Below are 23,530 nucleotides of genomic sequence, written 5' to 3'. Positions count from 1 at the left end.
TGCACATCGGCGCTGACCAGGCGCACACCATCATCCGGCGCGTCGAGGTGAGCGACGCCTCGCTCACCGACACCGAGCCGGCCGACCAGCTGATCTGCGGCGACGAGAAGGCGGCCTATGGCGATCAAGCCTATTACACCCACGCCAGGCACGATCGGCTAGCCGAGGCCAACATCAAGGATCGGCTGATGCGGCGGGCCAACAAGCATCACCCCGAGCTGCCGCCGCGCCAAAAGCTGCGCAACCGGCTGATTGCCAAGGTGCGCGCGGCGGTCGAGCGACCGTTCGCCGTATTCAAGGAGCACTATGGCATGCGGCGCGTGCGCTTCTTCAACTTGGCCACCAACCGCACGCAGTGCATGCTGGCGGCCTGCGCCTACAATCTAAGGACCATGATCGGCGCCCTCTTTCCACCTGCTGAGCGACGGGCATGAGGAGGAGTGCGTCCGCAGTCCAGCGGATCGGCCGCCTAACCCGGCAAATGCCCCGCAAGCCGCCCAAAACCGCTCCCCTGGGCCTTCAAAAACCGCCTCATTAGCCCAACAAACAGAACTCACTCCCCCGTGCAAAGCCCCCGCAAGGGGAGAAGGAGAGGCGCTAAGCCTTGCCGCTCCAAGCAGCATCGTTTAGGAAACGCGCGCCCATTGACCAGAGAAGATCATCCCATGGCCGACAAATCGGAAAAGACGAAAGCGCGGCTGCCGCGCGGTTTTGCCGACCGCAGCGCCGAGGACATCCGCGCCGTCGAAAAGATGATGGCGACCATCCGCTCGGTCTATGAGCTCTATGGCTTCGAGCCGGCCGACCAGCCGATGATCGAATACACCGATGCCCTCGGCAAATTCCTGCCCGACCAGGATCGGCCGAACGAAGGCGTCTTTTCCTTCCAGGATGACGACGACCAGTGGCTGTCGCTGCGTTACGACCTGACCGCCCCGACGGCCCGCTTCGTCGCCGAGAATTTTGACAAGCTGCCAAAACCCTATCGCAGCTACCGCTCCGGCTGGGTGTTCCGCAACGAAAAGCCCGGCCCCGGCCGCTTCCGCCAGTTCATGCAGTTCGACGCCGACACGATCGGCACGCCGAACGGTGTTGCGGGCGTCACCGCCGACGCCGAGATGGCGATGATGATGGCCGACGTGATGGAGGCGCTCGGCATCAAACGCGGCGACTATCTCATCCGAGTCAACAACCGCAAAGTGCTGGACGGCGTGCTGGAGGCGATCGGCATTGGCGGCGACCAGAATGCCGGCCGCCGCCTGACCGTGCTGCGCGCCATCGACAAGCTCGACAAGATCGGACCCGAAGGCATCGCGCAGTTGTTGGGCGCAGGCCGCAAGGACGAAAGCGGGGACTTCACCAAGGGCGCCGGTCTCGAACGCAAGGCAATCGAAACGGTTCTCTATTTCATGAATTACGAACCCGGCACGGCGACCGGCGAATGGCGCAAGCTGGAAGCCGCGACCGACATTTCGCCGAATGTCGCCCAGATCCGCTGGTTGAAGACGTTGGACTATTTCGCCGACACAGGGCGCGAAGGCGTCGAGGAATTGGCGGTGATCGCGGCCATGGTGGACGCCGCTGGCTATGCAGGCCGCGTGCTCATCGACACCTCCGTCGTGCGCGGGCTCGAATACTACACCGGCCCGGTCTTCGAGGCCGAACTGCTGGCCGAAATCCCCAATGACGAAGGTCAGATCGTGCGCTTCGGCTCGGTCGGCGGCGGCGGGCGCTATGATGGGCTGGTCTCGCGCTTCCGCGGCGAGCCGGTGCCGGCGACCGGCTTCTCCATCGGCGTCTCGCGGCTGATGACCGCGCTGAAGAACCTCGGCAAGCTCGACATCTCCGATGTGATCGCGCCGGTCGTGGTCCTGGTCATGGACAAGGATACGGAAAGCCTCGGCCGCTACCAGAAAATGGTCGCCGACATGCGCGCCGCCGGCATCCGCTCCGAAATGTATCTCGGCGGCGCTGGCATGAAGGCGCAGCTGAAATATGCCGACCGTCGCGGCAGCCCTGTCGCCATCATCCAAGGCGGCGACGAGCGCGCCCGGGGCGAGCTGCAGATCAAGGACCTGATCGAAGGGGCCCGCCTGTCGGCCGAGATCACCGACAATGCCGAATGGCGGGCCGCACGGCCGGCGCAGGTGACGGTGGCGGAGGGGGAGCTGGTTAGCGAGGTGAAGAAGATACTCGCGGCGCAGGCCGAGGAGCGGGCACGTGGCCGATAGGGCGCCGACCTCACCTTCTCCCCTTGTGGGAGAAGGTGGCCGAGCGAAGCTCGGTCGGATGAGGGGTGTTCCAGCGAACGCCGGCGTCTCATTCCTTCCAACACCCCTCAACCGTCTCGGCGCTGCGCGCCGATCCACCTTCTCCCACAAGGGGAGAAGGGGAAGGGGCGCCGCATGACCACCCGTCCCGCCATCGCCGCCGACATCGTCAAACTCTTCGCCGCCCGCGACACCCACGCCGTGGAAGTCGCTGTCCTGCAACCGGCCGATCCGTTTCTCGACATGGCCGGCGAAGACCTGCGTCGCCGCATCTTCCTGACCGAAAGCGAGACCGGCAAGACGCTGTGCCTGCGGCCCGAATTCACCATTCCCGTCTGCCTCGATCACATCGCCAGCCAGGCCGGCACGCCGCGCCGCTACTCCTATCTGGGCGAAGTGTTCCGCCAGCGCCGCGACGGCGGCAACGAGTTCTTCCAGGCCGGCATCGAGGATCTCGGCGACCGCGACACGGCCGCCGCCGACGCCCGTTCGCTGGCCGACGCGCATGCGCTGCTGTCGCTGGTGCTGCCTGGCCGGAAGCTCGCCATCACGCTCGGCGACCAGACCCTGTTCGAGGCTGTGCTGGCGGCGCTCGGCCTGCCGCGCGGCTGGCGCATGCGGCTCGCGCGCGCCTTCGGCTCGGCGCCGATGCTGGAGGCAGCCCTTGCCGATCTTGCCAACCCGCCGCGCAACAGCCAGCTCTCCGGTCCGGTCGCGCTGCTGGTGCTCGACGGCGATGCGGAAGGCCTTGCCGCGCACATTGCCGACGGCATGGAGCAAGCAGGGCTGTCGGCGTCGTCGGGCCGCGCCCCGGCCGACATTGCGCGCAGGCTGATCGAGAAAGCGCAGCTGCGCAGCGTCCGCCTGTCCGACGAGGCTTTCTCGGCGCTCAAAGGTTTTCTCGAGATCGACGTCGCGCTCGACGGCGCGACCGCGGCGCTGGAAAAATTCGCCGCCGATGCCGGCCTGTCGCTGGGACCGGCGCTGGAGAATTTCGCCGCCCGCGCCAAGGCGATCGAGGCGCACGGGCTGTCGGCGGCGCAAATCCGCTATGACGCCGCCTTCGGCCGTCCGCTCGACTACTATACCGGCCTCGTCTTCGAGATCGCGGCGGCGGATGGCGATCGCCCGCTGGTCGGCGGCGGCCGCTACGACCGGCTGCTGACGCTGCTGGGAGCAAAAATGCCGATCCCAGGCGTCGGCTTCTCGGTCTGGCTCGATCGCATCGAAGCCTTGCGGGAGAACGCCAAATGATCACATTGGCGATCCCGTCGAAGGGCCGTCTCAAGGAGCAATCCCTCGAAGTGCTGGCCAAGGCCGGCCTGGCTGTCACCTTGCCAGAGGACGACCGTAAATACCGCGCGCGCATCGACGGTCTCGACAACGTCGAGGTGGCCTTCCTGTCCGCGTCCGAGATCGCTGGCGAGATCGGCCAGGGCGCGGTCGATCTCGGCATAACCGGCGAGGACCTTTTGCGCGAGAATCTCGCCGACTGGGAGGCGCGCGCCGAGATCGTTGCGCGCCTCGGCTTCGGCCATGCCGATGTCGTGGTCGCGGTGCCCGACATCTGGCTGGACGTCGACAGTATGGCCGACCTCGATGACGTCGCCGCCGATTTCCGCCAGCGCCACGGCCGGAGGCTCAGGATCGCCACCAAATACTGGCGGCTGACGCAGCAGTTCTTTTCGCTCAAGCATGGCATCCAGGTCTACCGCATCGTCGAAAGCCTCGGCGCCACCGAAGGCGCGCCGGCCGCGGGGCTGGCCGACGTCATCGTCGACATCACCACCACCGGCTCGACGCTGCGCGCCAACCACCTCAAAGTGCTGGGCGACGGCGTGATCCTGAAGTCGCAGGCCTGTCTGGTTGCTTCGAAGAAGCAGCGCGATGCGGCCGACGAAGCACGGCTGCGGGAAATCGCCGCGAAGATGTCAGCAATAGCGGGATAGCGTCGGCGCTGCCCCTCATCCGGCCGCTTCGCGGCCACCTTCTCCCCGGTGGGGAGAAGAGATTGGCGCCGACGCCGACAAATCTCCTCTCCCCACGTGGGGAGAGGTCAGCCGAGCGAAGCGGAGGCTGGGTGAGGGGCAGTACCTTCGGCGGGTTTCCTCTGCCCCGACAGGCTGATAGGCTGGCTTATCCCGGGAGGAGACGGCGATGCCGATCAAACTCGACGAGCTCATGAACGCCACCAATCTGCGCAAAACGCGCAACAGCTTCATTGCTCCGGTTGGCGGCAAGGCGCATGTGTCGGGCGACCGCTCGGTGCCCCTGCTCGACAAGACCATCCCTGAATTGTTTTCCGAAACGGTGAGCAGATACGCGACGCTCGACGCCGCCGTCTTCGTCGGCCAGGATAAGCGCTTCACCTGGAGCGAGCTGTCGGACGCGGTGGACGCCTTGGCCGCCGGTTTCCTGGCGCTCGGCCTCGAAAAAGGCGACCGCGTCGGCATCTGGTCGCCGAACCGCTGGGAATGGCTGGTGACGCAGTTCGCCACCGCCCGCATCGGCCTGATCCTCGTCAACATCAACCCGGCCTATCGGCTGACCGAGCTCGAATACGCATTGAACAAAGTCGGCTGCAAGGCGCTGGTCACCGCCGCGCAGTTCAAGACCTCCGACTATCTCGGCATGATCGAGACATTGGCGCCTGAACTAGCCAAGGCCGAGCCTGGCAAGCTCAAGGCGAAAAAACTGCCGGCGCTCAAGATCGTCATCCGCATGGGCGACGACAATTCACCCGGCCTGTTCAATTTCGGCGATGTTCTGGCCATGGCTGGCCGCGACGAGCATGATAGCCTCGACCGCATCTCCGAAGGCCTGAAGCCCGGCGAGGCCATCAACATCCAGTTCACCAGCGGCACCACCGGCGCCCCGAAGGGCGCGACGCTGACGCATTCCAACATCGTCAACAACGGCAATTTCGTCACTTCGGCAATAAAACTCACCGTCGATGACCGGCTCTGCATCCCGGTGCCGCTCTATCACTGCTTCGGCATGTCGATGGGCACGATGGGCTGCGTGTCGAAAGGCGCGACCATGGTCTTCCCGGGCGAGGGTTTTGACGCCGGCGCGACGCTGAAGGCAGTCGCGCAGGAACGCTGCACCGGCCTCTATGGAGTGCCGACTATGTTCGTCGCCATGCTCGACCACGCGGATTTCTCCAGCTTCGACCTCTCCAGCCTGCGCACCGGCATCATGGCCGGCTCACCATGCCCGATCGAGGTGATGAAGAAGGTGGTGTCGCTGATGCATATGAGCCAGGTGACGATCGCCTATGGCATGACCGAGACCAGTCCCGTCTCTTTCCAGAGCAGCGTCGACGATCCGCTGGAAAAGCGCGTCTCCACCGTCGGCCGCATCCACCCGCATGTCGAGGTCAAGGCGATCGGCGCCGACGGCGCCACCGTCGCGGTCGGCGAGCCGGGCGAGCTCTGCACGCGCGGCTATTCGGTGATGAAGGGCTATTGGGACGACGCCGAAAAGACCCGCGAGGCGATCGACGCCGACGGCTGGATGCACACCGGCGACCTCGCCACCATCGACGCCGAGGGCTATTGCAACATCGTCGGCCGGGTGAAGGACATGGTCATCCGCGGCGGCGAGAACGTCTATCCGCGCGAGGTCGAGGAATTCCTTTATCGCCATCCCAAGATTAAGGAAGTGCAGGTCTTCGGTATCCCGGACGACAAATATGGCGAGGAGCTCTGCGCCTGGATCGTGCTGAAGCCCGACCAGATCGCCACCGCCGAGGAGATCAAGGCCTTCTGCGCCGGCCAGATCGCGCATTACAAGGTGCCGCGCTATATCCGCTTCCGCACCGAGCTGCCGATGACGGTGACCGGCAAGCCGCAGAAATTCCTGATGCGCGAGGCGATGGTGGAGGAATTGGGATTGGTGGCGCAGAAGACGGCGTGAAACGGCATTTATGGACAACGAGTTTCCAAATTTCGCGGCGCTCAAAGCCGCCAAAATCGAAAACATAGATTATCGCATCATCGTGCGGCGTGGCGCGCGAACCGGCAGTGCGATCGTCATGGCTCCGCATGGCGGTAAGATCGAGCCTCGCACCTCGCTGATCACCGAGACGATAGCAGGGGCCGATCTCGATATGTATTGCTTTGAAGGGCTGATGCCGGAAAGCAACCGGGAGCTGCACATAACGTCCAGGAACTTTGACGAGGAGTCCGCGCTGGAACTGTTGCGGGCGAAGTCCACCGTCGTCGCTATCCACGGCCGTCAGGATCGCGACGATTTTTCGACAGTCTACCTGGGCGGCAAGGACGCCGCCCTGGTTTCAGAGATAGCCGGGCGTCTGCAGGGGGCCGGTTTCCAGACAAAAAGGGACAACCATCCCTTTCCCGGTATCCAGGATTCCAACATCGTCAACCGCGGGCTGACCGGGAAAGGAGCGCAACTGGAAGTGCCCTTCTCGCTGCGCCGCCGACTGGGGAGCGAGCCGGAACTTCTGCAAAAATTCTGTGGGGCGGTTCGCAAGGCCATCGAGACGTTCGACGCAATAAACGGCGCCCGGTCCCCCATCACGTTTTGAATGCTGCAACGATGCCCGTGATGCTCCCCAGGCGCTTTTCCGCTAAGCTCGCGCAAACGCCTGGCGTTCGGGGGTTTGGATGACTGGTTACGGGCGATCGGTGATTTCCTACACGATGCCGTTGGCCGCGCTGGCGATGGCTTTCGCCGTCAGGGCCAGCGGCCTTTCGGTCGACGAAGGATCCCTGAACGCCAGGATACTCGTCGGAGCGCTATCGAGCGCCGTCATGTTCACCACCATTTTCGTCGTGCTCGACCACGCCGAGGCAGTGGCCTTGCGCGTGGGCGAGCCCTATGGAACTTTGGTGCTGACTTTTGCGGTAACGGCAATCGAAGTGTCGATCATCGTCTCCATGATGCTCCATGGAGAAAACAACCCGACGCTGGCGCGCGAGTCCGTTTTCTCGACGGTGATGATCACCTCCACCGGCGTCGTCGGCATCTGTCTCACGCTTGGGGGCTGGCGGTACCGCAAGCAGGCGATCCTGCGGCAAGGCACCAACGCATACCTGTCGGTTCTGATCGCGTTGACCGTGATGACGCTTATTCTTCCGACCTACACCCAGGCTACGGATCCCGGCACGTTTTCGGCGGCTCAGCTTGGTTTCGTCAGCGTCCTTTCGGTGTTGCTCTATGCGAGCTTCGTGTTTGCCCAGACCGTCCGGCACCGGGAGGACTTCGTCCAGGGGCAGGCGCACGACGTTCCGATGCGGACCGCTTCCCACAAAAGCATTTTCGTCAGCGCCCTGCTGCTGTTGAGCGGGCTCATCGGCATTGTCCTGCTCGCCGAGCATGTCGCTGCGAGCGTGGAGGATGCGCTCGCGGCCTATAAGGTGACCCAGGCCGACAGCATCGTGGGAGCAATGATCGCGGCACTGGTTTTGATGCCGGAGGCGATCTCGGCGATCCGCGCCGCCTTCAAGAATGAGCTGCAGCGCAGCCTGAACGTCGCGATGGGCTCGGCCTGCGCCACGATCGGTTTGACGATACCGGCGGTCGCGGCGGCCAGCCTGCTGACGGGCAGGGGGCTTACCTTGGGGCTCCCGGCGTCCGATGCCGTGCTTCTGGTGCTGGCGCTTTTCATATGCAGCGTCAGCTTCAGCACCGAAAGAACGACGTTCCTGACCGGCATGGTGCACGTCGTGGTGTTTTTTACCTATGTGTTTCTGATCTTTTTGCCGTGAAATTTGTGGTGGGCCTAGCATCGGCGCAGCAGATGGAAAGGGGCGTGGACAAGCCCCTCACGCCGCAAGCACCGCCCGATCCAGCCCGCGTATGATCCGCGCCAGTTCAACGCACTCGTCCTGCCTTGCCTTGTTGCGGCGCCAGGCCATGCAGATCATGCGCTGCGGCATCGGCTCCTGGAATGGCACGATCCTCAGATCGGGCATGACGCCGGCAGCACTTGCCGCCATTTCCGGTACCAGCGTGACGCCGAGCCCATGCGCCACCATCTGCAGGAGCGTCGTCAGGCTGGTCGCGCCATAGCTTGCCATCGCCACCGGCCGCACATTGCCGCAGACGGCCAGGGCCTGCTCGCGCAGGCAGTGGCCTTCCTCCAGAAGCATCAGCCGCTCCAGCGCCGGGCTTTCGGGCGGCACCGGCGGCGAGGCGAAGGCCGGATCGCCGGCGGGAACGGCAAGGAAGAAGCGGTCTGGAAAAAGCGCTTCGGTGACGATCGCCGGCTGCTCGAGCGGCAAGGCCGCGATGAAGGCATCGAGCCGGCCGGACGTCGCATCCTCGACCAGGGATGCGGTCACCGCCTCGCGCAGTTCGAGCTGGAGGGAAGGGTAGTGCTTCTTCAACTCCGGCAGCACATGCGGCAGGAGATAGGGCGCGACCGTCGGGATGATGCCCAGCCGGAAGCGTCCTTCCATGGTCGGGCGGCCGCGCCGGGCAGTCGTCTCGACGTCACGTATATCGGCCAGAATGCGCTCGATACGCGGCTGCAGGGCAAGCGCCTCGTCGGTCATGCGCACCGTCTTGCCGCCGCGCTCGAACAACAGGCAGTTCAGCCGCTCTTCCATCTCGGCGATCTGCGCGGAAAGGGCCGGCTGGCTGACACCGGCAAGCTTCGCTGCGCGGCCGAAATGCAGCGTCTGCGCCAGCGCGTCGAAATACTGCATCTGCCGGACGGTGAGGCCAATCATAAGAAAATCCTATCAAATGAAACAGGAAAGGCAATTTGTCTTTATCGGCAAGCCGGCCTAGTCTGGAATCATTCCAGGTTGGCGCGGCCAGTGGCTGCCCCCGAAAATTTTGGGAAAAATCAACCTCGGCAAAATTCAACCACGGCAAAACTCGGCAGAATCGGGAGACTAAGATGGACGCGAAAACCGACGACAACAGCGCTGGCAAATGCCCGGTGGCGCATGGATCCGCACGGAGCAACCGCGACTGGTGGCCGAACCAGCTCGACCTTGCTGTCCTGCATCAGCAGTCGGATCTCTCGGACCCGATGGACGAAGATTTCGACTACGCCAAGGAGTTCGCAAGCCTCGACCTTGATGCGGTGATCGCAGACCTGCACAAGGTCATGACGGATTCGCAGGACTGGTGGCCGGCCGACTTCGGCCATTACGGGCCGCTCTTCATCCGCATGGCCTGGCACAGCGCCGGCACCTATCGCATCGGCGACGGCCGCGGCGGCGCCGGCGCCGGTCAGCAGCGTTTCGCGCCGCTGAACAGCTGGCCGGACAACGCCAACCTCGACAAGGCGCGCCGGCTGCTGTGGCCGGTTAAGCAGAAATACGGCCGCAAGATCTCCTGGGCCGACCTTCTGATCCTCACCGGCAACGTCGCGCTGGAATCGATGGGCTTCAAGACCTTCGGCTTTGCCGGCGGCCGCGCCGATGTGTGGGAGCCGGAGCAGGACGTGGACTGGGGCTCCGAAACCAAGTGGCTTGGCGACGAGCGCTATTCGGGCGACCGTGAGCTTCGCGGCCATCTTGGCGCCGTGCAGATGGGCCTGATCTACGTCAATCCGGAAGGCCCGAACGGCAAGCCGGATCCGGTGGCCGCGGCGCGCGACATCCGCGAGACCTTCGGCCGCATGGCCATGAACGACGAGGAGACGGTGGCGCTGATCGCCGGCGGCCACAGCTTCGGCAAGACGCATGGCGCGGGTGACGCCTCGCTGGTGGGCGCCGAGCCGGAAGGCGCCGGCATCGAGGCGCAGGGCCTCGGCTGGTCGAGCAAATATGCCTCCGGCATTGCCGGCGACGCCATCACCTCGGGCCTCGAGGTCACCTGGACGACGACGCCGACCAAGTGGAGCAACAATTTCTTCGACAATCTCTTCAACTATGAATGGGAGCTGACGAAGAGCCCGGCCGGCGCCCATCAGTGGACGCCGAAAGGCGGCGCCGGCGCCGGCACCGTTCCGGACGCGCACAATCCCTCCAAGCGTCACGCGCCGGCCATGCTCACCACCGACCTCGCGCTGCGTTTCGACCCGGCCTATGAGAAGATTTCGCGCCGCTTCCACCAGAACCCGGACCAGTTCGCCGACGCCTTCGCCCGCGCCTGGTTCAAGCTCACTCATCGCGACATGGGCCCGATCGTGCGCTATCTCGGCCCGCTCGTGCCGAAGGAAGAGCTGATCTGGCAGGATCCGATCCCGGCCATCGACCACGAACTGGTGAGCGAGGCCGACATCGCTGCGCTCAAGGCCAAGATCCTGGCCTCCGGCCTGTCGGTGTCCGAGCTGGTCTCGACCGCCTGGGCCTCGGCCTCGACCTTCCGCGGCTCCGACAAGCGCGGCGGCGCCAATGGCGGCCGCATCCGTCTGGCGCCCCAGAAGGATTGGGAGGTCAACGAGCCGGCTCAGCTCGCCAAGGTGCTGGCCAAGCTGGAAGCGATCCAGAAGGAGTTCAACGCAGCCCAGACCGGCGGCAAGAAGGTCTCGCTCGCCGATCTCATCGTGCTTGGCGGCGTCGCCGCGGTCGAGAAGGCGGCGAAGGACGGCGGCAACGAGATCAAGGTGCCCTTCACGCCGGGCCGCATGGATGCCTCGCAGGAGCAGACGGATATCGCCTCCTTCGCGGCGCTCGAGCCGAAGGTCGACGGATTCCGCAACTATGCCCGCGGCACGTTGCCGATGTCGGTCGAAGCGATGCTGGTCGATCGCGCCCAGTTGCTGACGCTGACGGCGCCGGAGATGACGGTGCTTGTCGGCGGCTTGCGCGTGCTCGGTGCCAATGCCGGCGGCTCGAAGCATGGCGTCTTCACCGACAGGCCGGGCACGCTTACCAACGACTTCTTCGTCAACCTGCTCTCGATGGCCACCGTCTGGGATCCGGCGGCCGGCTCCGAGCCCGGTTCGGACGAGGTCTATGAAGCGCGCGACCGCAAGACCAGAGAGGTGAAGTGGACCGGCACCCGCGCCGACCTGATCTTCGGCTCGCACGCGCAGCTGCGCGCGCTCTCCGAAGTCTATGCCTCGGCCGACGCCAAGGCCAAGTTCGTCAAGGATTTCGTCAAGGCCTGGACGAAGGTGATGAACGCCGACCGCTTCGACATCGCGAAATAAGGTCGTACCTCCCAAGCAAAAGGCGCGGGGTCATGCCCGCGCCTTTTACTTTTATCGAACTGCGGTCAGTCTTTTTCGAAGATGCCGGCCTTGGCGACGACACCGGCGATCGCTCCGCCGATCAGCGGCGCGATGATGAACAGCCAGAGCTGGCTGAGCGCAGCACCCCCAGAAAACAGCGCCGGGCCGATCGAGCGCGCCGGATTGACCGAGGTGCCGGTCACCGGGATCATGGCGAAGTGGATGCCCGCCAGCGTCAGGCCGATGACCAGGCCGGCAAAGGCGGTCGTGTGCTTGGCGTTGGTGACGCCGAGGATCACGGTGACGAAGGTGAAGGTGCCGATCAGCTCCCACAGGAAGGCCGAGCTCATGCCCCATTTCGTCTCGTCCCAGCCATTGGCGCCGAAGCCGCCGGTGTGGCCGCCGACCTGGCCGGAAACGATGATCCACAGCGCCAGCGAGGCGATGATGGCGCCGATGATCTGCGCGATCCAGTAGGGGACGACGTCCTTGGCCGGCATCCGCCCCGCCAGGAACACGCCGAGCGTCACCGCCGGATTGAGATGCGCGCCCGAGATCGGGCCGATCGCATAGGCCGCGGCAATCAGGCCGATGCCGAACGCCAGGCCGATGCCTTCCTGTCCGAGCGGCAGCGCGCCGCCGAAACCGCCCGTGACCACGGAGGCGGTGCCGATGAATACCAACAAAAACGTGCCGAGAACTTCTGCAAGATAAGTCTTCATTGCCCTCTCCTCATAGGATCCGTCAAACCGCCTTTCCCGCGTCGCGAATCACTGCCGGAAGAGTATTCCTGCGGACAACACTTGGAAAGCTGATAGGTTAAGCCACCGGGCTTCCTTACGGACGTCAATCAAAAACATTAGAAGTCTTTCATGTTCTGATCGATGTTCTTGTTTCCTGGCTGCGCCGCTCACCGTGGAAAAACCGTTCGGCCAATTCGCCCGGTTCCTGAAACATCATTTCATCGGCAAGCCGAACGGAACTGTTTCAATCCTGGCCTGAAAGGCTTTATGAGCGGGCTGGAACCGATTTGTAACAGCTACGGAAAACGGGATGCGACTGGGCGGAAGGCTGGCGGCGGCCATAGAGGTTCTTGAAGACATCGGCCGGCGCCACCGGCCGGTGGCCGACGCACTGCGCGACTGGGGCCTGTCCCATCGCTTCGCCGGTGGCGGCGATCGCGCGGCGATCGGCAACATCGTTTATGACGCGCTGCGCCGCAGACGCTCGGCCGGCTGGCTGTTCGGCGAGGACACGCCGCGCGCCATCGGCTTCGGCGCGCTTCTGTTGGAGTGGGGGCAGACGGCGCAGTCGCTCAACGACGCGCTGGACGGCGACAAATTCGCGCCGGCGCTGCTCAGCGCGCCCGAGCTGAAGGCAGCTGCCAGCCGCAGGCTGGCCGACGCGCCCGATGCTGTGCGGGCTGATGTCCCGGACTGGTGCGCGCCGTTGCTCGAGCAAGCCTATGGCGACGCCTGGGTCGAGGAAGGCGCCGCTCTGGCGCAACGCCCGCCGCTGGACCTCAGGGTCAACACGCTCCAGGCCGATCGCGCCAAGGTGCTGGCGGAGCTCCAGGGCACGGGTGCCGCACCTACGGCGATCGCGCCGCATGGCATCCGCATCCCGCCGATCGACGGCGACGGCAGGCATCCGAACGTGCAGGCCGAGCCCGCCTTCCAGAAAGGCTGGTTCGAAGTGCAGGATGAAGGCTCGCAGCTTGCCGCGACGCTCGCGGGGGCTGCGCCCGGCATGCAGGTGCTCGACTATTGCGCCGGCGCCGGCGGCAAGACCCTGGCGCTGTCGGCCGAGATGGACAATCGGGGCCAGCTCTTTGCCCATGACGCGGAAAAGGTGCGGCTGGCGCCGATCTTCGAGCGCATCCGCCGCTCGCACAACCGCAACGTCCAGGTCGTCAGCAAGCCGACGGAGCTTGCACCACTCACCGGGCATATGGACCTGGTGCTCATCGACGCGCCCTGCACCGGCAGCGGCACCTGGCGGCGCCGTCCCGACGCCAAATGGCGGCTGACCGAGCGACAGCTCGATGCCCGCAAAGCGGAGCAACAGGCAATCCTCGACACCGCGCAAACCTTCGTCAAGCCGGGCGGCCTGCTGGTCTACATCACCTGTTCGGTATTCGACGCCGAGAACGGCGAGCAGGTCGCGGCGTTCCGCGAACGCCATGAAGGCTTCGCGCCGGTCGATCACCGCCAGCTCTGGGACAGCCGCTTCCCGGGCCATGAAGGGCGCGCGCGCATTGCCGATAGCGGCGGCATCTCGCTGTCGCCGGCGCTCAGCGGCACCGATGGGTTCTATTTCCACGCCCTGCGCAGGACTGCTTCTTGAAGACAGCCGGCTTTGCTGCGCTGCAGCATAAAAGATTGCCTGTCTTGCCTGGCTCTGCAATAACTTCGCCAGCAATATGAGGCAAAGCGCCATGGCAGCAGCCAAGATCGTACCCGCTCCGGATTTCGAGGAACGCGTCAGGGCGTCCTTTGCCCGCCAGGAGGCGATGGCGACGATCGGCGCCGAGCTGACGCTGGTGACGCCCGGCATCATCGAGATCGAAATGTCGTATTCCGCTTCGCTCACCCAGCAGCACGGTTTCCTGCATGCCGGCGTCATCTCCACCGCGTTGGACTCCGCCTGCGGTTACGCGGCGTTTTCGCTGATGCCGGAGAATTCCGGCGTGCTGACCATCGAGTTCAAGGTGAACCTGCTCGCGCCGGGCAGGGGCGAGCGCTTCCTGTTCCGCGGCTCCGTGACGAAGCCCGGCCGCACCATCATCGTCGCCGATGGCCAGGCCTACGCCTTCGCAGCCGACGGCGAGGCCAAGCTGATCGCCACCATGACCGGCACCATGATGACGGTGGTCGGCCGCGACGGAATTGAAGGTTGAACCATGGCGGGTGCAGTTCAGATCGCCGGCAAAGCTGTTCTCTTCGTCATGGCGGCGGAGGCCGAATACGGCCCGCATTTGAAAAATCTATTCACGCCGCTGATGACCGGCGTCGGTCCGGTCGAAGCCGGTGTCAGGCTGGGCGCCGAACTGGCAACGCTGAAGGTCGAGGGAGCACTGCCGGACTTGGTCGTCTCGCTGGGCTCGGCCGGCAGCCGCAAGCTGGAGCAGACCGAAATCTACCAGGCCGTGTCGGTGAGCTATCGCGACATGGACGCTTCGCCGCTCGGCTTCGAGAGAGGGGCGACACCTTTCCTCGACTTGCCGGTGACGGTGCCGCTGCCTTTCGTCATCCCGGGGATCAAGACCGCCTCGCTTTCGACAGGCGGCGCGATCATTTCCGGCGCCGCCTACGACGCCATAGACGCCGACATGGTCGACATGGAGACCTTCGCCTGCCTGCGCGCCTGCCATCTGTTCGGCGTGCCGCTGATTGGGCTCCGCGGCATTTCCGATGGCGCGGCCGATCTCAGGCACGTCAATGATTGGACGGAATATCTGCATGTGATCGATGAGAAGCTGGCTGCAGCCGTCGGCTTGCTGGAGCAGGCGATCGGCGGCGGCCTGCTTGGTGGCTGACTGCCGATTGGATCAGGCGGCAAGGCGTTGCGGATCGCCGAAATCGATGCGTGAAATGCGTCCACGAGGGGCGCCTGTCGCATCGATATAGTCGATTGCTCCCGGTGTATGATCGAGTTTCCACGTGCCGGCAGGACCGTCCTTCCATTCGACCTTGTAGCCGTCGTCCAGCAGCGCCCAGGTCCCGTGGAAGCACTTGCCATCCGGCAGGAGCATGTGTGCCCTATCGTCAGTTTCATAGTGGATGAAGGCGTTCTTGCCGCCCATGTCGATGACATGCCTGGTTCCGACCATGATAATGGCCAGTATGTCCCGGTTCAGTATGGTCATTGTCCCTGTCCGTGGGTTTGCGTTTCTCGAATGGCCTCGGCGGCATGAATATCGTCAAGTATCTTGACTATACGGAGTTCGGATTGAATGGTCAAGGAGCTTGACGAAAAAACCGACGTGCTGCCCGATCACGTCGGTTGGCGGCTGTGGCAGGCGAGCCGTGCCTGGCAGGCGGAATTCGCCGCTGCCATGCGGGCCGCCGGCCACGCCTGGTTCAGCGAAGCGCGCGCGGGGCTGCTTGGACACATCCCCCGCAACGGCACGCGCCAGTCGGCGTTGATCGAGCGCGCGGCCACCTCCAAGCAAGCGGTTCAGCAATTGCTCGACGGCCTGGAGGCGGAAGGCGTGCTGGAGCGATTGCCCGATCCGCGGGACGGGCGCGGCAAGCTCGTGCGCTATACGCGCAAAGGCCTGGATGCCTTGCGCGACGGCGATCGCATCAAGCTTCAGATCGAACGTGGCTATATCGATCGTATCGGCGAGCAGCAGTTCGCGGCGCTGATGGACGCCTTGCGCTCACTTGACGCCGGGCAGGGCGACGCATCGGGAGAAGCACCAGGATCGAAGTGAGCGGCGCGACCGCGCAACCCATTGCGCCGACTCGTTTCTTTCTCTAAAGGCTCGCCATGACGACGACAGCCAATCATTCCGACACCGTTCTGATTGTCGATTTCGGCAGCCAGTTCACGCAGCTCATCGCCCGCCGCATCCGCGAGGCTGGCGTCTTTTCCGAGATCGTGCCGTTCCAGTCGGCCGAAGCGGCCTTCAAGCGCATCAAGCCGAAAGCGGTGATCCTGTCGGGCGGCCCGGCGTCGACCACCGATATCGGCAGCCCGCGCGCGCCGCAGATCGTCTTCGACGCCGGCGTGCCGGTGCTCGGCATCTGCTATGGCCAGATGGCGCTCTGCGTGCAGATGGGCGGCGTCGCCGAAAGCTCCAATCATCGCGAGTTCGGCCGCGCCTTCGTCGAGATCGAGAAGGAGAGCCCGCTGTTCGAAGGCCTGTGGGCGCCCGGCCAGCGCCATCAGGTGTGGATGAGCCATGGCGACCGCGTCATCGAACTGCCGCCGGGCTTCAAGGTGCTCGGCAAGTCGGAAAGCTCGCCCTTCGCGATCTTCGGCGATATCGAGCGCAAGATGTACGGCATCATGTTCCATCCGGAAGTGGTGCACACGCCGGACGGCGCCAGGCTGCTCAGGAACTTCGTCCACAACATCGCCGGCATCGAGGGCGATTGGACGATGCGCGCCTATCGCGAGCACGCAGTCGAGACGATCCGCAAGCAGGTCGGCAAGGGCAAGGTCATCTGCGCGCTTTCGGGCGGCGTCGACTCCTCCGTCGCGGCGCTTCTCATCCACGAGGCGGTCGGCGAGCAGCTGACCTGCATCCTCGTCGACCACGGCCTGATGCGCAAGGACGAGGCCGAGGGCGTGGTGGAGATGTTCCGCCAGCACTACAACCTGCCGCTGATCCTGGTCGACGCCTCCGACCGCTTCATCTCGGCGCTGGAAGGCGAGGCCGACCCCGAAAAGAAGCGCAAGACCATCGGCCGGCTGTTCATCGAGGTGTTCGAGGAAGAGGCGAAGAAGCTCGGCGGCGCCGATTTCCTGGCCCAAGGCACGCTCTATCCCGACGTCATCGAAAGCGTCTCCTTCTCCGGCGGCCCGTCTGTGACGATCAAGTCGCACCACAATGTCGGCGGCCTGCCCGAGCGCATGAACATGAAGCTGGTCGAGCCGCTGCGCGAACTATTCAAGGACGAGGTAAGGGCGCTCGGCAAGGAGCTCGGCCTGCCCGAGAGCTTCATCGGCCGCCATCCCTTCCCAGGCCCCGGCCTCGCCATTCGCTGCCCGGGCGGCATCACGCGCGAGAAGCTGGAAATCCTGCGCGAGGCCGACGCCATCTATCTCGACGAGATCCGCAAAGCCGGCCTCTACCACGCCATCTGGCAAGCTTTCGCCGTGCTGCTCCCGGTGCAGACGGTCGGCGTGATGGGCGACGGCCGCACCTATGAATTCGTCTGCGCATTGCGCGCCGTCACCTCGGTCGACGGCATGACGGCCGATTTCTACCACTACGACATGAACTTCCTCGCCGCCGCCGCCACCCGCATCATCAACGAGGTGCGCGGCATCAACCGCGTCGTCTACGACGTGACATCGAAACCACCGGGGACGATTGAGTGGGAATGAAATGATGTTGTTCAGAGACTATCGCTAGCTATCGCAACGTGCACCTAACCCGCTGAAAAATAATGAAATTACTCTCTTTGACTATCGGTCTCTATCGCGGACAAGCGCTTGGATTTGACGGTAAACCTGACGGTAAAGGATTTTAGCTCATCTATTGATTTTGTCATTACCGTCAGTCAGATTTTGATCGTGACGGTAAAATATTTTCACTAACTGATTGATATAGAAAGATTAATAAGAACAAGTTGCATGGATGTCGTCTGACGGTAAAATCGAGGGCAATGAGTGCATTTCCGACCCCCGAGAGGACGCCCTATGCTCACTGATACCGCTCTCAAGGCTCTGAAACCAAAGGACAAAACGTACAAGGTTGCAGACCGTGACGGTATGTACGTCACCGTCTCCCCGACAGGACTAATCACGTTCAGGTATGACTACCGTTTGAGTGGAAGACGAGAGACCCTGACAATTGGGCGATATGGTCGTGGAGGCATCTCCCTTGGACAGGCGAGAGAGAAATGCCTTGATGCTCGGCGCGCGACGGCCGAGGGCCTGTCCCCAGCGCGTGAGAAGCAGCGAGAGAAGCGCCGTAATTCAGAGGCGAAAACTTTCAATGAGGTTGCTGAGCGCTGGATCAAGGAAGCCAGGATGGCCGACAGCACGCGTTCGATGCGGAAGGCCATCGTCAACCGTGACATTGTTCCCGCCTGGAAGAACCGCTTTCTCACCGAAATTACATCTGACGACCTGCGTGAGCTCTGCGCCAAAGTTAAGGAGCGCGGCGCGCCCGCTACTGCCATCCATGTGCGCGATATCGTTAAGCAGATTTACGGCTTTGCCATCCTACATGGCACCAAGATAGCCAATCCCGCTGACGAAGTTGGACCGGCTTCGATCGCGACCTTTGTACCCAAGGATCGCGCTCTCACGCCCGCCGAAATTCGGATCATGCTCAATCAACTCGAGCATGTGCCGACCCTGCCGACGATCCGGCTCGGACTAAGGCTGATCCTGTTGACCATGGTGCGCAAGAGCGAGTTGCTCAACGCCGTCTGGGGCGAGGTCGATTTCGAGAACTCAGTCTGGACCATCCCGAAGGAGCGGATGAAGCGATCCAAGGCGCACAACGTCTATCTGTCACAACAGTCGATTGACATTCTCATCGCGCTAAAGACCTGTTCCGGGAATTCTCGCTATATACTGCCGTCACGTTACGAGGCGGATGAGCCCATGTCTCGCGCGACATTCAATCGGGTCACCTACGCCGTTGTTGAGCGGGCAAAGAAAGAAGGCCTGCCATTGGAGGCGTTTACGGTCCACGACCTCCGACGCACCGGCTCGACGCTTCTCAATGAAATCGGATTTAACGGGGATTGGATTGAGAAATGTCTCGCCCATGAAGACGGCCGGTCTTCTCGTGGCGTCTACAACAAGGCTGAGTACGAACAGCAGCGTCGCCATATGCTCCAAGAATGGGCTGACATGATTGACGCATGGGTAGGAGGACGGAAGCGCGTTCCAACTCTTTATCCGCCGGCCATGCAATTGCTTCCGTTGGGGCCTACTGTTTGACTGGGCGCGTGGTCCGCTTCCTAACATCCGGTGGGGCAGCTTTCTTTATCAAGGCTGCATCAGACGCGCGGCGACGTTCCTCGACCCAATCCTCGACTTCGGCCAAGTCCCAGACGACGCAGCGTGGGGTCAGGTAGAAGCGCCGCGGGAACTCGCCGCGCTGCTCCAATTCATAGATCGTGGTGTCTGCTAGTGGGACGATCTTGCGAAGCTCGGGTCGCCGAATCGCCCTTTTATTCGACGCGCGCGATGGAACTGAAAGGCGGCTGACGACACGGTCAATTTCCGCAGCCTGAGCATCGTCTTGCTGGTTTGGTTCTCGCTTCGACACACGTGCATCAGTTTCCATTTTCCCAATCACCGTCGATTCCAGATCACGCAAAGCTGGCCGACATGCTGGGTGCATCGTGTCTGAATAGGAAGATGGTTTCCTCGTGCCGCGTGGAAAGGGCTACGCAGACCTGCAAAACGGACGTGACCTTACGCCCAAGGACACCGAAGCGAATGCGATTCAGCGCTAGTTTTGGGGTTTTCGGCCTGCGGGTGCCATGCGTTTGAACTGCGCTCGCCCCGCTCATCGATGCGGCCCCAGAAGCTTGCGGGCCTTACCCTACACGCGCTGCGCGGTCTCGGTCACGCATGCGGCCGGATCGCTGACGTAGAACGTGCCGTCCGACCAGAGTGTGCATGATCACCCCCCACCGTTCGGCGATACAGGCGTTGCGGTGGCAGGAGCGCTTGGCGATCGGCTGGCGCCAGCTCTTGACCTTGTCCCTGCCCTTGAAGCGCGTCAGTATTCCCGAGGCCGCCTCGTAGAGCGCGCGCCGCACTTCCGCGTCGCCGGCGCTCGAGATGCGCCCTGGATATCGATCGTGGAGCCGAATGTCGGCGTCGCGAGATGAGCCCAAAGAAGGCCGCGAAGCATGCGAGCGGGGGGAGCACGACGGATCCCGATCGCTCTCATGAAGGATCGCCCGGCCCGACGCCGGGTTAGCATGAAGCGCCGGCGCGGCTCGCTAACGCGCGGGGATCTTCACGACGAGATCGTGCAGCCGGCAATACTCTCGCCATAGCGCGGCTCGCGTCACAGCATCGCCTGCTTCAATTCGTTCGATAGTGATTGTCCGCCGCCGCGACACACACCGCTTGCTCTTTTAACGGCCGAACAGTCAGCCGGCGGATGGCGAGGGATGCGACTGTTTGGTAAGAGCGGGTATGCAGCTCACCACTAATGCGTCCACAAAACACACCAACCAGACTGAGGCCGGCGAACTAATCTCCATCCGCCTTGGCGGCGATCCCTATATTGGCATCGTCCTTGCCAACGAAAACAATCGAGTCATCCTCGGGATTGTTAGCGGGTTCAAAGCGGATTTGTACGCGTTCCATCTACAGCTAAACGGCGGCGGGAAGTGCATATCGTTCGGCAAAGATTGGTTACTTGAGCCGAATTTCGGTCCCCATACATGGGTAGGAAATCGAGAGTTCTCGGAAACGCCTGGCGTTGTGCACATAACATCGGATGGCGCCATGATCACATTCGCGCCCCGGAGGGACGACTGGCAACATTCGGTGTTGAGCTTTGATCTTAGGAAAAGCGCGATCGACCAATACGACTATAACAGTGCAGCGCCGGTGCTCGCCTGGAGCATTTGGGAAAACGCGGCTTCACACGACCGCAAGCGCGCAGAGCCGCTCGCAACCTTTCTGCTGAAGGTCTAGTTCCACTGAGATATCCGAACCCGACTAGCGGACATGCTGCAGCCGGTCGATGAAGCGGCTCCAAAGATAGTTCGCCATCGTATCGGCATCCATCTGCTTGATGTTGTTCTCCCTTTCGAATTTTGAGAAACCCATCGCCATGGTGGCAGCGAAATGTAGATCGTCCGTCTCAGCCAAGTGGATGATCTCGTTGCAGCTATTGTCGGAAAAATGCTGCCCCTCAGCGTAGCAAATATTGTCATCAGAGTGCATGCCGCCAATCCAAACGCGGCACCGCGAGACACTTTTGCCATCGACGAAAACTTCCGCGCGTAGGTCGGCATTGGTTCTCATTTCGATCTCGATGTGAATGCGTGGCTCGCTTGCTGCAATCTCTTTTGCGCTCTCTTCAAATAGGCTCTGGATGGTCTGGAAGCCCTGTCGGAGGAACCGGCGCTTATCGATGTCGGTCGGCGCGACCTTGAGCCTAGTAAACGACGCTGGGCGCGACGCCCGTATTGGGACCTGATCCCCGCTTGGGCCGGGGAACTGTTTGTGATCCATGTGATTGGCGAAGCCCGGGAACGAAGGCCGCGTGGGAGGTTTCGCACGGCCCTCCTGCAGCCCATCCAATAGCATTTTGCGAGCAGCCGTCTCATCGAGGTCGGCAATGCGAATCTGAACGATGGAGGTCAATAGACCCATTGGCTCGCACGTTCGAACCATCACAGGAACCAGTTTGCGAGACACTCCGCGAGGATCTCCGCCAAAGGCTGCAGCCCATTCAGGTGACGCGAACTGCGACTTCAAATAGTCTGGAGACAGGACCATGATAGTTCTCGACGCGGTCTCGGCGGCCTTTTGCATCTCGAGCACAAAGTTGGCACCGGGGCGAAAATCCCAAGCTTGAATGACGACACTGCGACCCTCCTCCTCGAGGACGTACGCGATCCACTCCGCCCAACGTTGGTCAGCACCCGTGTAGCTAATGAAAAAGTCGGTCATCCGCACTCTCGTGAAGTTAAATCAATGCGCTTTCGACCTCGTCGAGCGCCACTCTACCCGTGATCCCCTCTGGAACAGAGAGCCCCTTTCACGCCCCCCAGATGACGGCCACGAAGGTCACAGGTACCATGTTTGCCCCGCTCACCCGACCCTGAAGGATGTCGCGAAGTCTATCGGCAACCCAGTACATGCTGGTCAAGCTGTCATGCACATAATCGGTGCCGCAGTCCTCAAAGTACTCCGTAAGGGCGCTGCTGCTGCGAAAGACGAACACCGACTCCGGCGCGCCTCGAAGTTGCCGCAGATCAGGTTGCCGAGCTCTTTCAGGGTGCGCTGTTTGAACTGCATGTCATGCCGCCGCTTCGGGTTTGACGAGTGCGATGCCATCCTGAGGATAGAGCTGAGTGAACCGCGAACAGTCTCGGCACCATTCGGCGGCCATCGGCGACAGCCATGTAGTCAGTTGCAGGATGGCCTCATAGTGCTTGGGCAATGACCAGTAGAGAATCGGCTCATGATGCGCGATCCGGTTTCGCAACGTGCGGATCGGGGCGAGAGGCTTGGAGAATGCCTTGCGGGTCAGGCCTTTGCCATCTTCACGCCGGGCAATGTCTTTGAGGGTCTGTTGCCAGAGATCCTCGTACTCCTTGCCGAGCAAGGCAGTCCAATAACCGAAGGTCAAGGCGGCCACGACGCGGCCGGGGGTCTCCTCCTTCTTGGCATCCTCAATGTCTTGGCGTGCCTTGGCGAGCATCTCCGCCTGCACCGGGTTTGCCTGGTAGGCCTCAAGGTCATACCAAGTATCCCCATGGGTAGCCGCCATTACCTGATGTATGCGGTTGCGCAGGGCTACCTCAAGCATATGCAAGGGGGTGTAGAGGCTCTCACACAGGGCCGCGTTGAGGGTATAGAATTCTATGGCCCTATTGCGGTCGCCACCGGCCCAGCCCAAGTATGTGCCGAACCTGTCTGCGGAAAGGGTGTCCTCTAGGGAGGGGTATAGGGGTGGCTGCTTGTCCATAGTCACGCTGGGGTGTCACTCAGGGGTTGATTCCTTACCCACCCTTGATTATATTGCAACTGTAAACCCCGGTACCGTCTCTGCCCTAGGCATGCGGCCGGGGTGACTCTTTTCTGGGGGTAGGCATAGGAGTAAGCCCTGGCCTGCGCTTGCCCTTAGGTGCTTCTTCCTGGCCTCCTCACGCTCCTTGGCGAAGTCCGGTTCAAGAGCCTGGATCTTGGAGATGATTCCATCGAGGATATAGGTGCTGGCGCCCCAGTCATCTTGGCTGGTCTTGTGCTGCTGCTTGATGAACCCAGCCTTCTCCAGGGTCTGCTGTTGGCCTTTACTGTGGAAGCCTTGATGCCGATCCGGTCGGGGTCGGGAAGGGGTCGCGGCCGGGGATGCGCAGGTACTCGATCAGTTGCACCAGAATGCAGAACTGGGTGGTGTTGATGCCCAGGCGACGCTGCGCACGGACCATGATGCTCGGGATGGCAGCATAGCCTTGCAGCTTGCCTTTCTTGCCCCATATCTTCTCGCAATTGCCGGACGGGGTTTCTTCCGCCGGGGCGGGAAAGGGAACGACTGTAGTGGATGTGGTCATCGGAATACACGGGTTGGTTGCTTGACCCGAGAGATAAGGGCGACTGCCGTACCGGCGCAATGGGTCAGGCAGGTCAACGTAGGCGATATTTCTAGCCAACCCTTTTACCGTGCTTCCGCTGCTACCGAATAGCACTGCTTCCCCATGCTACTTGGTGGCTAAGTTACGGGATCCACCTGGGGCGATATTTAAGCCCACGGTGGGTTACTCTT

General features: G+C 62.6%; 22 protein-coding genes. 15 read left to right on the top strand and 7 right to left on the bottom strand.

Annotated features, from left to right (window positions below):
- The 7 genes from O7A05_RS08005 to O7A05_RS07975 all read left to right on the top strand — a co-directional run.
- On the top strand, window positions 1–434 hold a 434-nt coding region (locus O7A05_RS08005), incomplete at its 5' end, for a transposase (protein ID WP_337092421.1).
- 231 nt (window positions 435–665) lie between these two features.
- Window positions 666–2,231 (top strand): histidine--tRNA ligase, encoded by a 1,566-nt coding sequence (hisS, locus tag O7A05_RS08000; protein WP_337092419.1) that lies wholly within the window; start codon window positions 666–668, stop codon window positions 2,229–2,231.
- Window positions 2,232–2,405: 174 nt separating this feature from the next.
- Window positions 2,406–3,524 (top strand): ATP phosphoribosyltransferase regulatory subunit, encoded by a 1,119-nt coding sequence (locus O7A05_RS07995; RefSeq protein WP_337092418.1) that lies wholly within the window; start codon window positions 2,406–2,408, stop codon window positions 3,522–3,524.
- Complete coding sequence (gene hisG, locus O7A05_RS07990) at window positions 3,521–4,219, top strand: ATP phosphoribosyltransferase (protein ID WP_337092417.1); 699 nt, start codon at window positions 3,521–3,523, stop codon at window positions 4,217–4,219. The genes O7A05_RS07995 and hisG overlap by 4 nt, the downstream gene beginning before the upstream one ends.
- Window positions 4,220–4,427: 208 nt before the next feature.
- Window positions 4,428–6,188 carry an AMP-binding protein gene (locus O7A05_RS07985; protein ID WP_337092416.1) on the top strand — a complete coding sequence of 587 codons (1,761 nt, stop codon included), beginning with the start codon at window positions 4,428–4,430 and terminating at the stop codon, window positions 6,186–6,188.
- A 10-nt stretch (window positions 6,189–6,198) separates the two neighbouring features.
- On the top strand, window positions 6,199–6,822 hold the full coding sequence (locus O7A05_RS07980; RefSeq protein WP_337092415.1) for a poly-gamma-glutamate hydrolase family protein: 624 nt from the start codon (window positions 6,199–6,201) through the stop codon (window positions 6,820–6,822).
- Window positions 6,823–7,048: 226 nt separating this feature from the next.
- A complete protein-coding gene (locus tag O7A05_RS07975; RefSeq protein ID WP_337092414.1) occupies window positions 7,049–8,005 on the top strand; it encodes a calcium:cation antiporter in 957 nt (318 codons plus the stop codon).
- A 57-nt stretch (window positions 8,006–8,062) separates the two neighbouring features.
- Here O7A05_RS07975 and O7A05_RS07970 read toward each other — a convergent pair whose 3' ends face one another.
- The gene (locus O7A05_RS07970; RefSeq protein WP_337092413.1) at window positions 8,063–8,971 is read right to left on the bottom strand and encodes a hydrogen peroxide-inducible genes activator; all 909 of its coding nucleotides are present in this window, start codon (window positions 8,969–8,971) and stop codon (window positions 8,063–8,065) included.
- 173 nt (window positions 8,972–9,144) lie between these two features.
- Here O7A05_RS07970 and katG point away from each other — a divergent pair, with 173 nt between their 5' ends.
- Window positions 9,145–11,352 (top strand): catalase/peroxidase HPI, encoded by a 2,208-nt coding sequence (katG, locus tag O7A05_RS07965; RefSeq protein ID WP_337092412.1) that lies wholly within the window; start codon window positions 9,145–9,147, stop codon window positions 11,350–11,352.
- Between the two features lie 65 nt (window positions 11,353–11,417).
- Here the strand turns inward: katG and O7A05_RS07960 are convergent, their stop codons facing one another.
- A complete protein-coding gene (locus tag O7A05_RS07960; RefSeq protein WP_337092411.1) occupies window positions 11,418–12,095 on the bottom strand; it encodes an MIP family channel protein in 678 nt (225 codons plus the stop codon).
- Window positions 12,096–12,426: 331 nt separating this feature from the next.
- On the opposite strand from O7A05_RS07960, the gene O7A05_RS07955 reads away from it, so the two are divergent.
- The 3 genes from O7A05_RS07955 to O7A05_RS07945 all read left to right on the top strand — a co-directional run bounded on the left by O7A05_RS07955 (window position 12,427) and on the right by O7A05_RS07945 (window position 14,911).
- Window positions 12,427–13,719 carry an RsmB/NOP family class I SAM-dependent RNA methyltransferase gene (locus tag O7A05_RS07955; protein WP_337092410.1) on the top strand — a complete coding sequence of 431 codons (1,293 nt, stop codon included), beginning with the start codon at window positions 12,427–12,429 and terminating at the stop codon, window positions 13,717–13,719.
- Between the two features lie 91 nt (window positions 13,720–13,810).
- Complete coding sequence (locus tag O7A05_RS07950) at window positions 13,811–14,272, top strand: PaaI family thioesterase (RefSeq protein WP_337092409.1); 462 nt, start codon at window positions 13,811–13,813, stop codon at window positions 14,270–14,272.
- Between the two features lie 3 nt (window positions 14,273–14,275).
- Entirely contained in the window at window positions 14,276–14,911 is a 636-nt protein-coding gene (locus O7A05_RS07945) for a 5'-methylthioadenosine/S-adenosylhomocysteine nucleosidase (RefSeq protein ID WP_337092408.1), read from the top strand.
- Window positions 14,912–14,923: 12 nt separating this feature from the next.
- Here the strand turns inward: O7A05_RS07945 and O7A05_RS07940 are convergent, their stop codons facing one another.
- Window positions 14,924–15,241 (bottom strand): hypothetical protein, encoded by a 318-nt coding sequence (locus O7A05_RS07940; protein ID WP_337092407.1) that lies wholly within the window; start codon window positions 15,239–15,241, stop codon window positions 14,924–14,926.
- Window positions 15,242–15,328: 87 nt separating this feature from the next.
- Here O7A05_RS07940 and O7A05_RS07935 point away from each other — a divergent pair, with 87 nt between their 5' ends.
- The 3 genes from O7A05_RS07935 (at window position 15,329) to O7A05_RS07925 (ending at window position 19,005) form a co-directional block, all read left to right on the top strand.
- The gene (locus O7A05_RS07935) at window positions 15,329–15,811 is read left to right on the top strand and encodes a MarR family winged helix-turn-helix transcriptional regulator (protein WP_337092406.1); all 483 of its coding nucleotides are present in this window, start codon (window positions 15,329–15,331) and stop codon (window positions 15,809–15,811) included.
- Window positions 15,812–15,867: 56 nt separating this feature from the next.
- A complete protein-coding gene (gene guaA / locus O7A05_RS07930) occupies window positions 15,868–17,433 on the top strand; it encodes a glutamine-hydrolyzing GMP synthase (protein ID WP_337092405.1) in 1,566 nt (521 codons plus the stop codon).
- A 315-nt stretch (window positions 17,434–17,748) separates the two neighbouring features.
- On the top strand, window positions 17,749–19,005 hold the full coding sequence (locus tag O7A05_RS07925) for a tyrosine-type recombinase/integrase (RefSeq protein WP_337092404.1): 1,257 nt from the start codon (window positions 17,749–17,751) through the stop codon (window positions 19,003–19,005).
- Here O7A05_RS07925 and O7A05_RS07920 read toward each other — a convergent pair.
- The gene (locus O7A05_RS07920; protein ID WP_415926973.1) at window positions 18,995–19,354 is read right to left on the bottom strand and encodes a helix-turn-helix transcriptional regulator; all 360 of its coding nucleotides are present in this window, start codon (window positions 19,352–19,354) and stop codon (window positions 18,995–18,997) included. The two genes, O7A05_RS07925 and O7A05_RS07920, sit on opposite strands and share 11 nt — an antisense overlap.
- A gap of 866 nt (window positions 19,355–20,220) precedes the next feature.
- Between O7A05_RS07920 and O7A05_RS07915 the strand changes: the two genes are divergently transcribed.
- Window positions 20,221–20,727 (top strand): hypothetical protein, encoded by a 507-nt coding sequence (locus tag O7A05_RS07915; RefSeq protein WP_337092403.1) that lies wholly within the window; start codon window positions 20,221–20,223, stop codon window positions 20,725–20,727.
- Window positions 20,728–20,751: 24 nt separating this feature from the next.
- On the opposite strand, the gene O7A05_RS07910 is transcribed toward O7A05_RS07915, so the two are convergent.
- From O7A05_RS07910 to O7A05_RS07900, 3 genes are all read right to left on the bottom strand, one after another.
- A complete protein-coding gene (locus O7A05_RS07910) occupies window positions 20,752–21,711 on the bottom strand; it encodes a toll/interleukin-1 receptor domain-containing protein (RefSeq protein ID WP_337092402.1) in 960 nt (319 codons plus the stop codon).
- Between the two features lie 349 nt (window positions 21,712–22,060).
- Window positions 22,061–22,663 (bottom strand): Abi family protein, encoded by a 603-nt coding sequence (locus tag O7A05_RS07905; RefSeq protein ID WP_337092401.1) that lies wholly within the window; start codon window positions 22,661–22,663, stop codon window positions 22,061–22,063.
- Window positions 22,664–23,057: 394 nt separating this feature from the next.
- Window positions 23,058–23,318 (bottom strand): hypothetical protein, encoded by a 261-nt coding sequence (locus tag O7A05_RS07900; protein ID WP_337092400.1) that lies wholly within the window; start codon window positions 23,316–23,318, stop codon window positions 23,058–23,060.
- Window positions 23,319–23,530: the final 212 nt, after the last annotated feature.

Origin of the sequence: Mesorhizobium argentiipisi (SeqCode), from assembly GCF_037179585.1 — a bacterium.
GTDB classification, from domain to species: Bacteria; Pseudomonadota; Alphaproteobacteria; order Rhizobiales; family Rhizobiaceae; genus Mesorhizobium; species Mesorhizobium argentiipisi.
The sequence above is the reverse complement of the archived record's forward strand: the minus strand, read 5'-3'. Positions and strand labels throughout refer to the sequence as shown.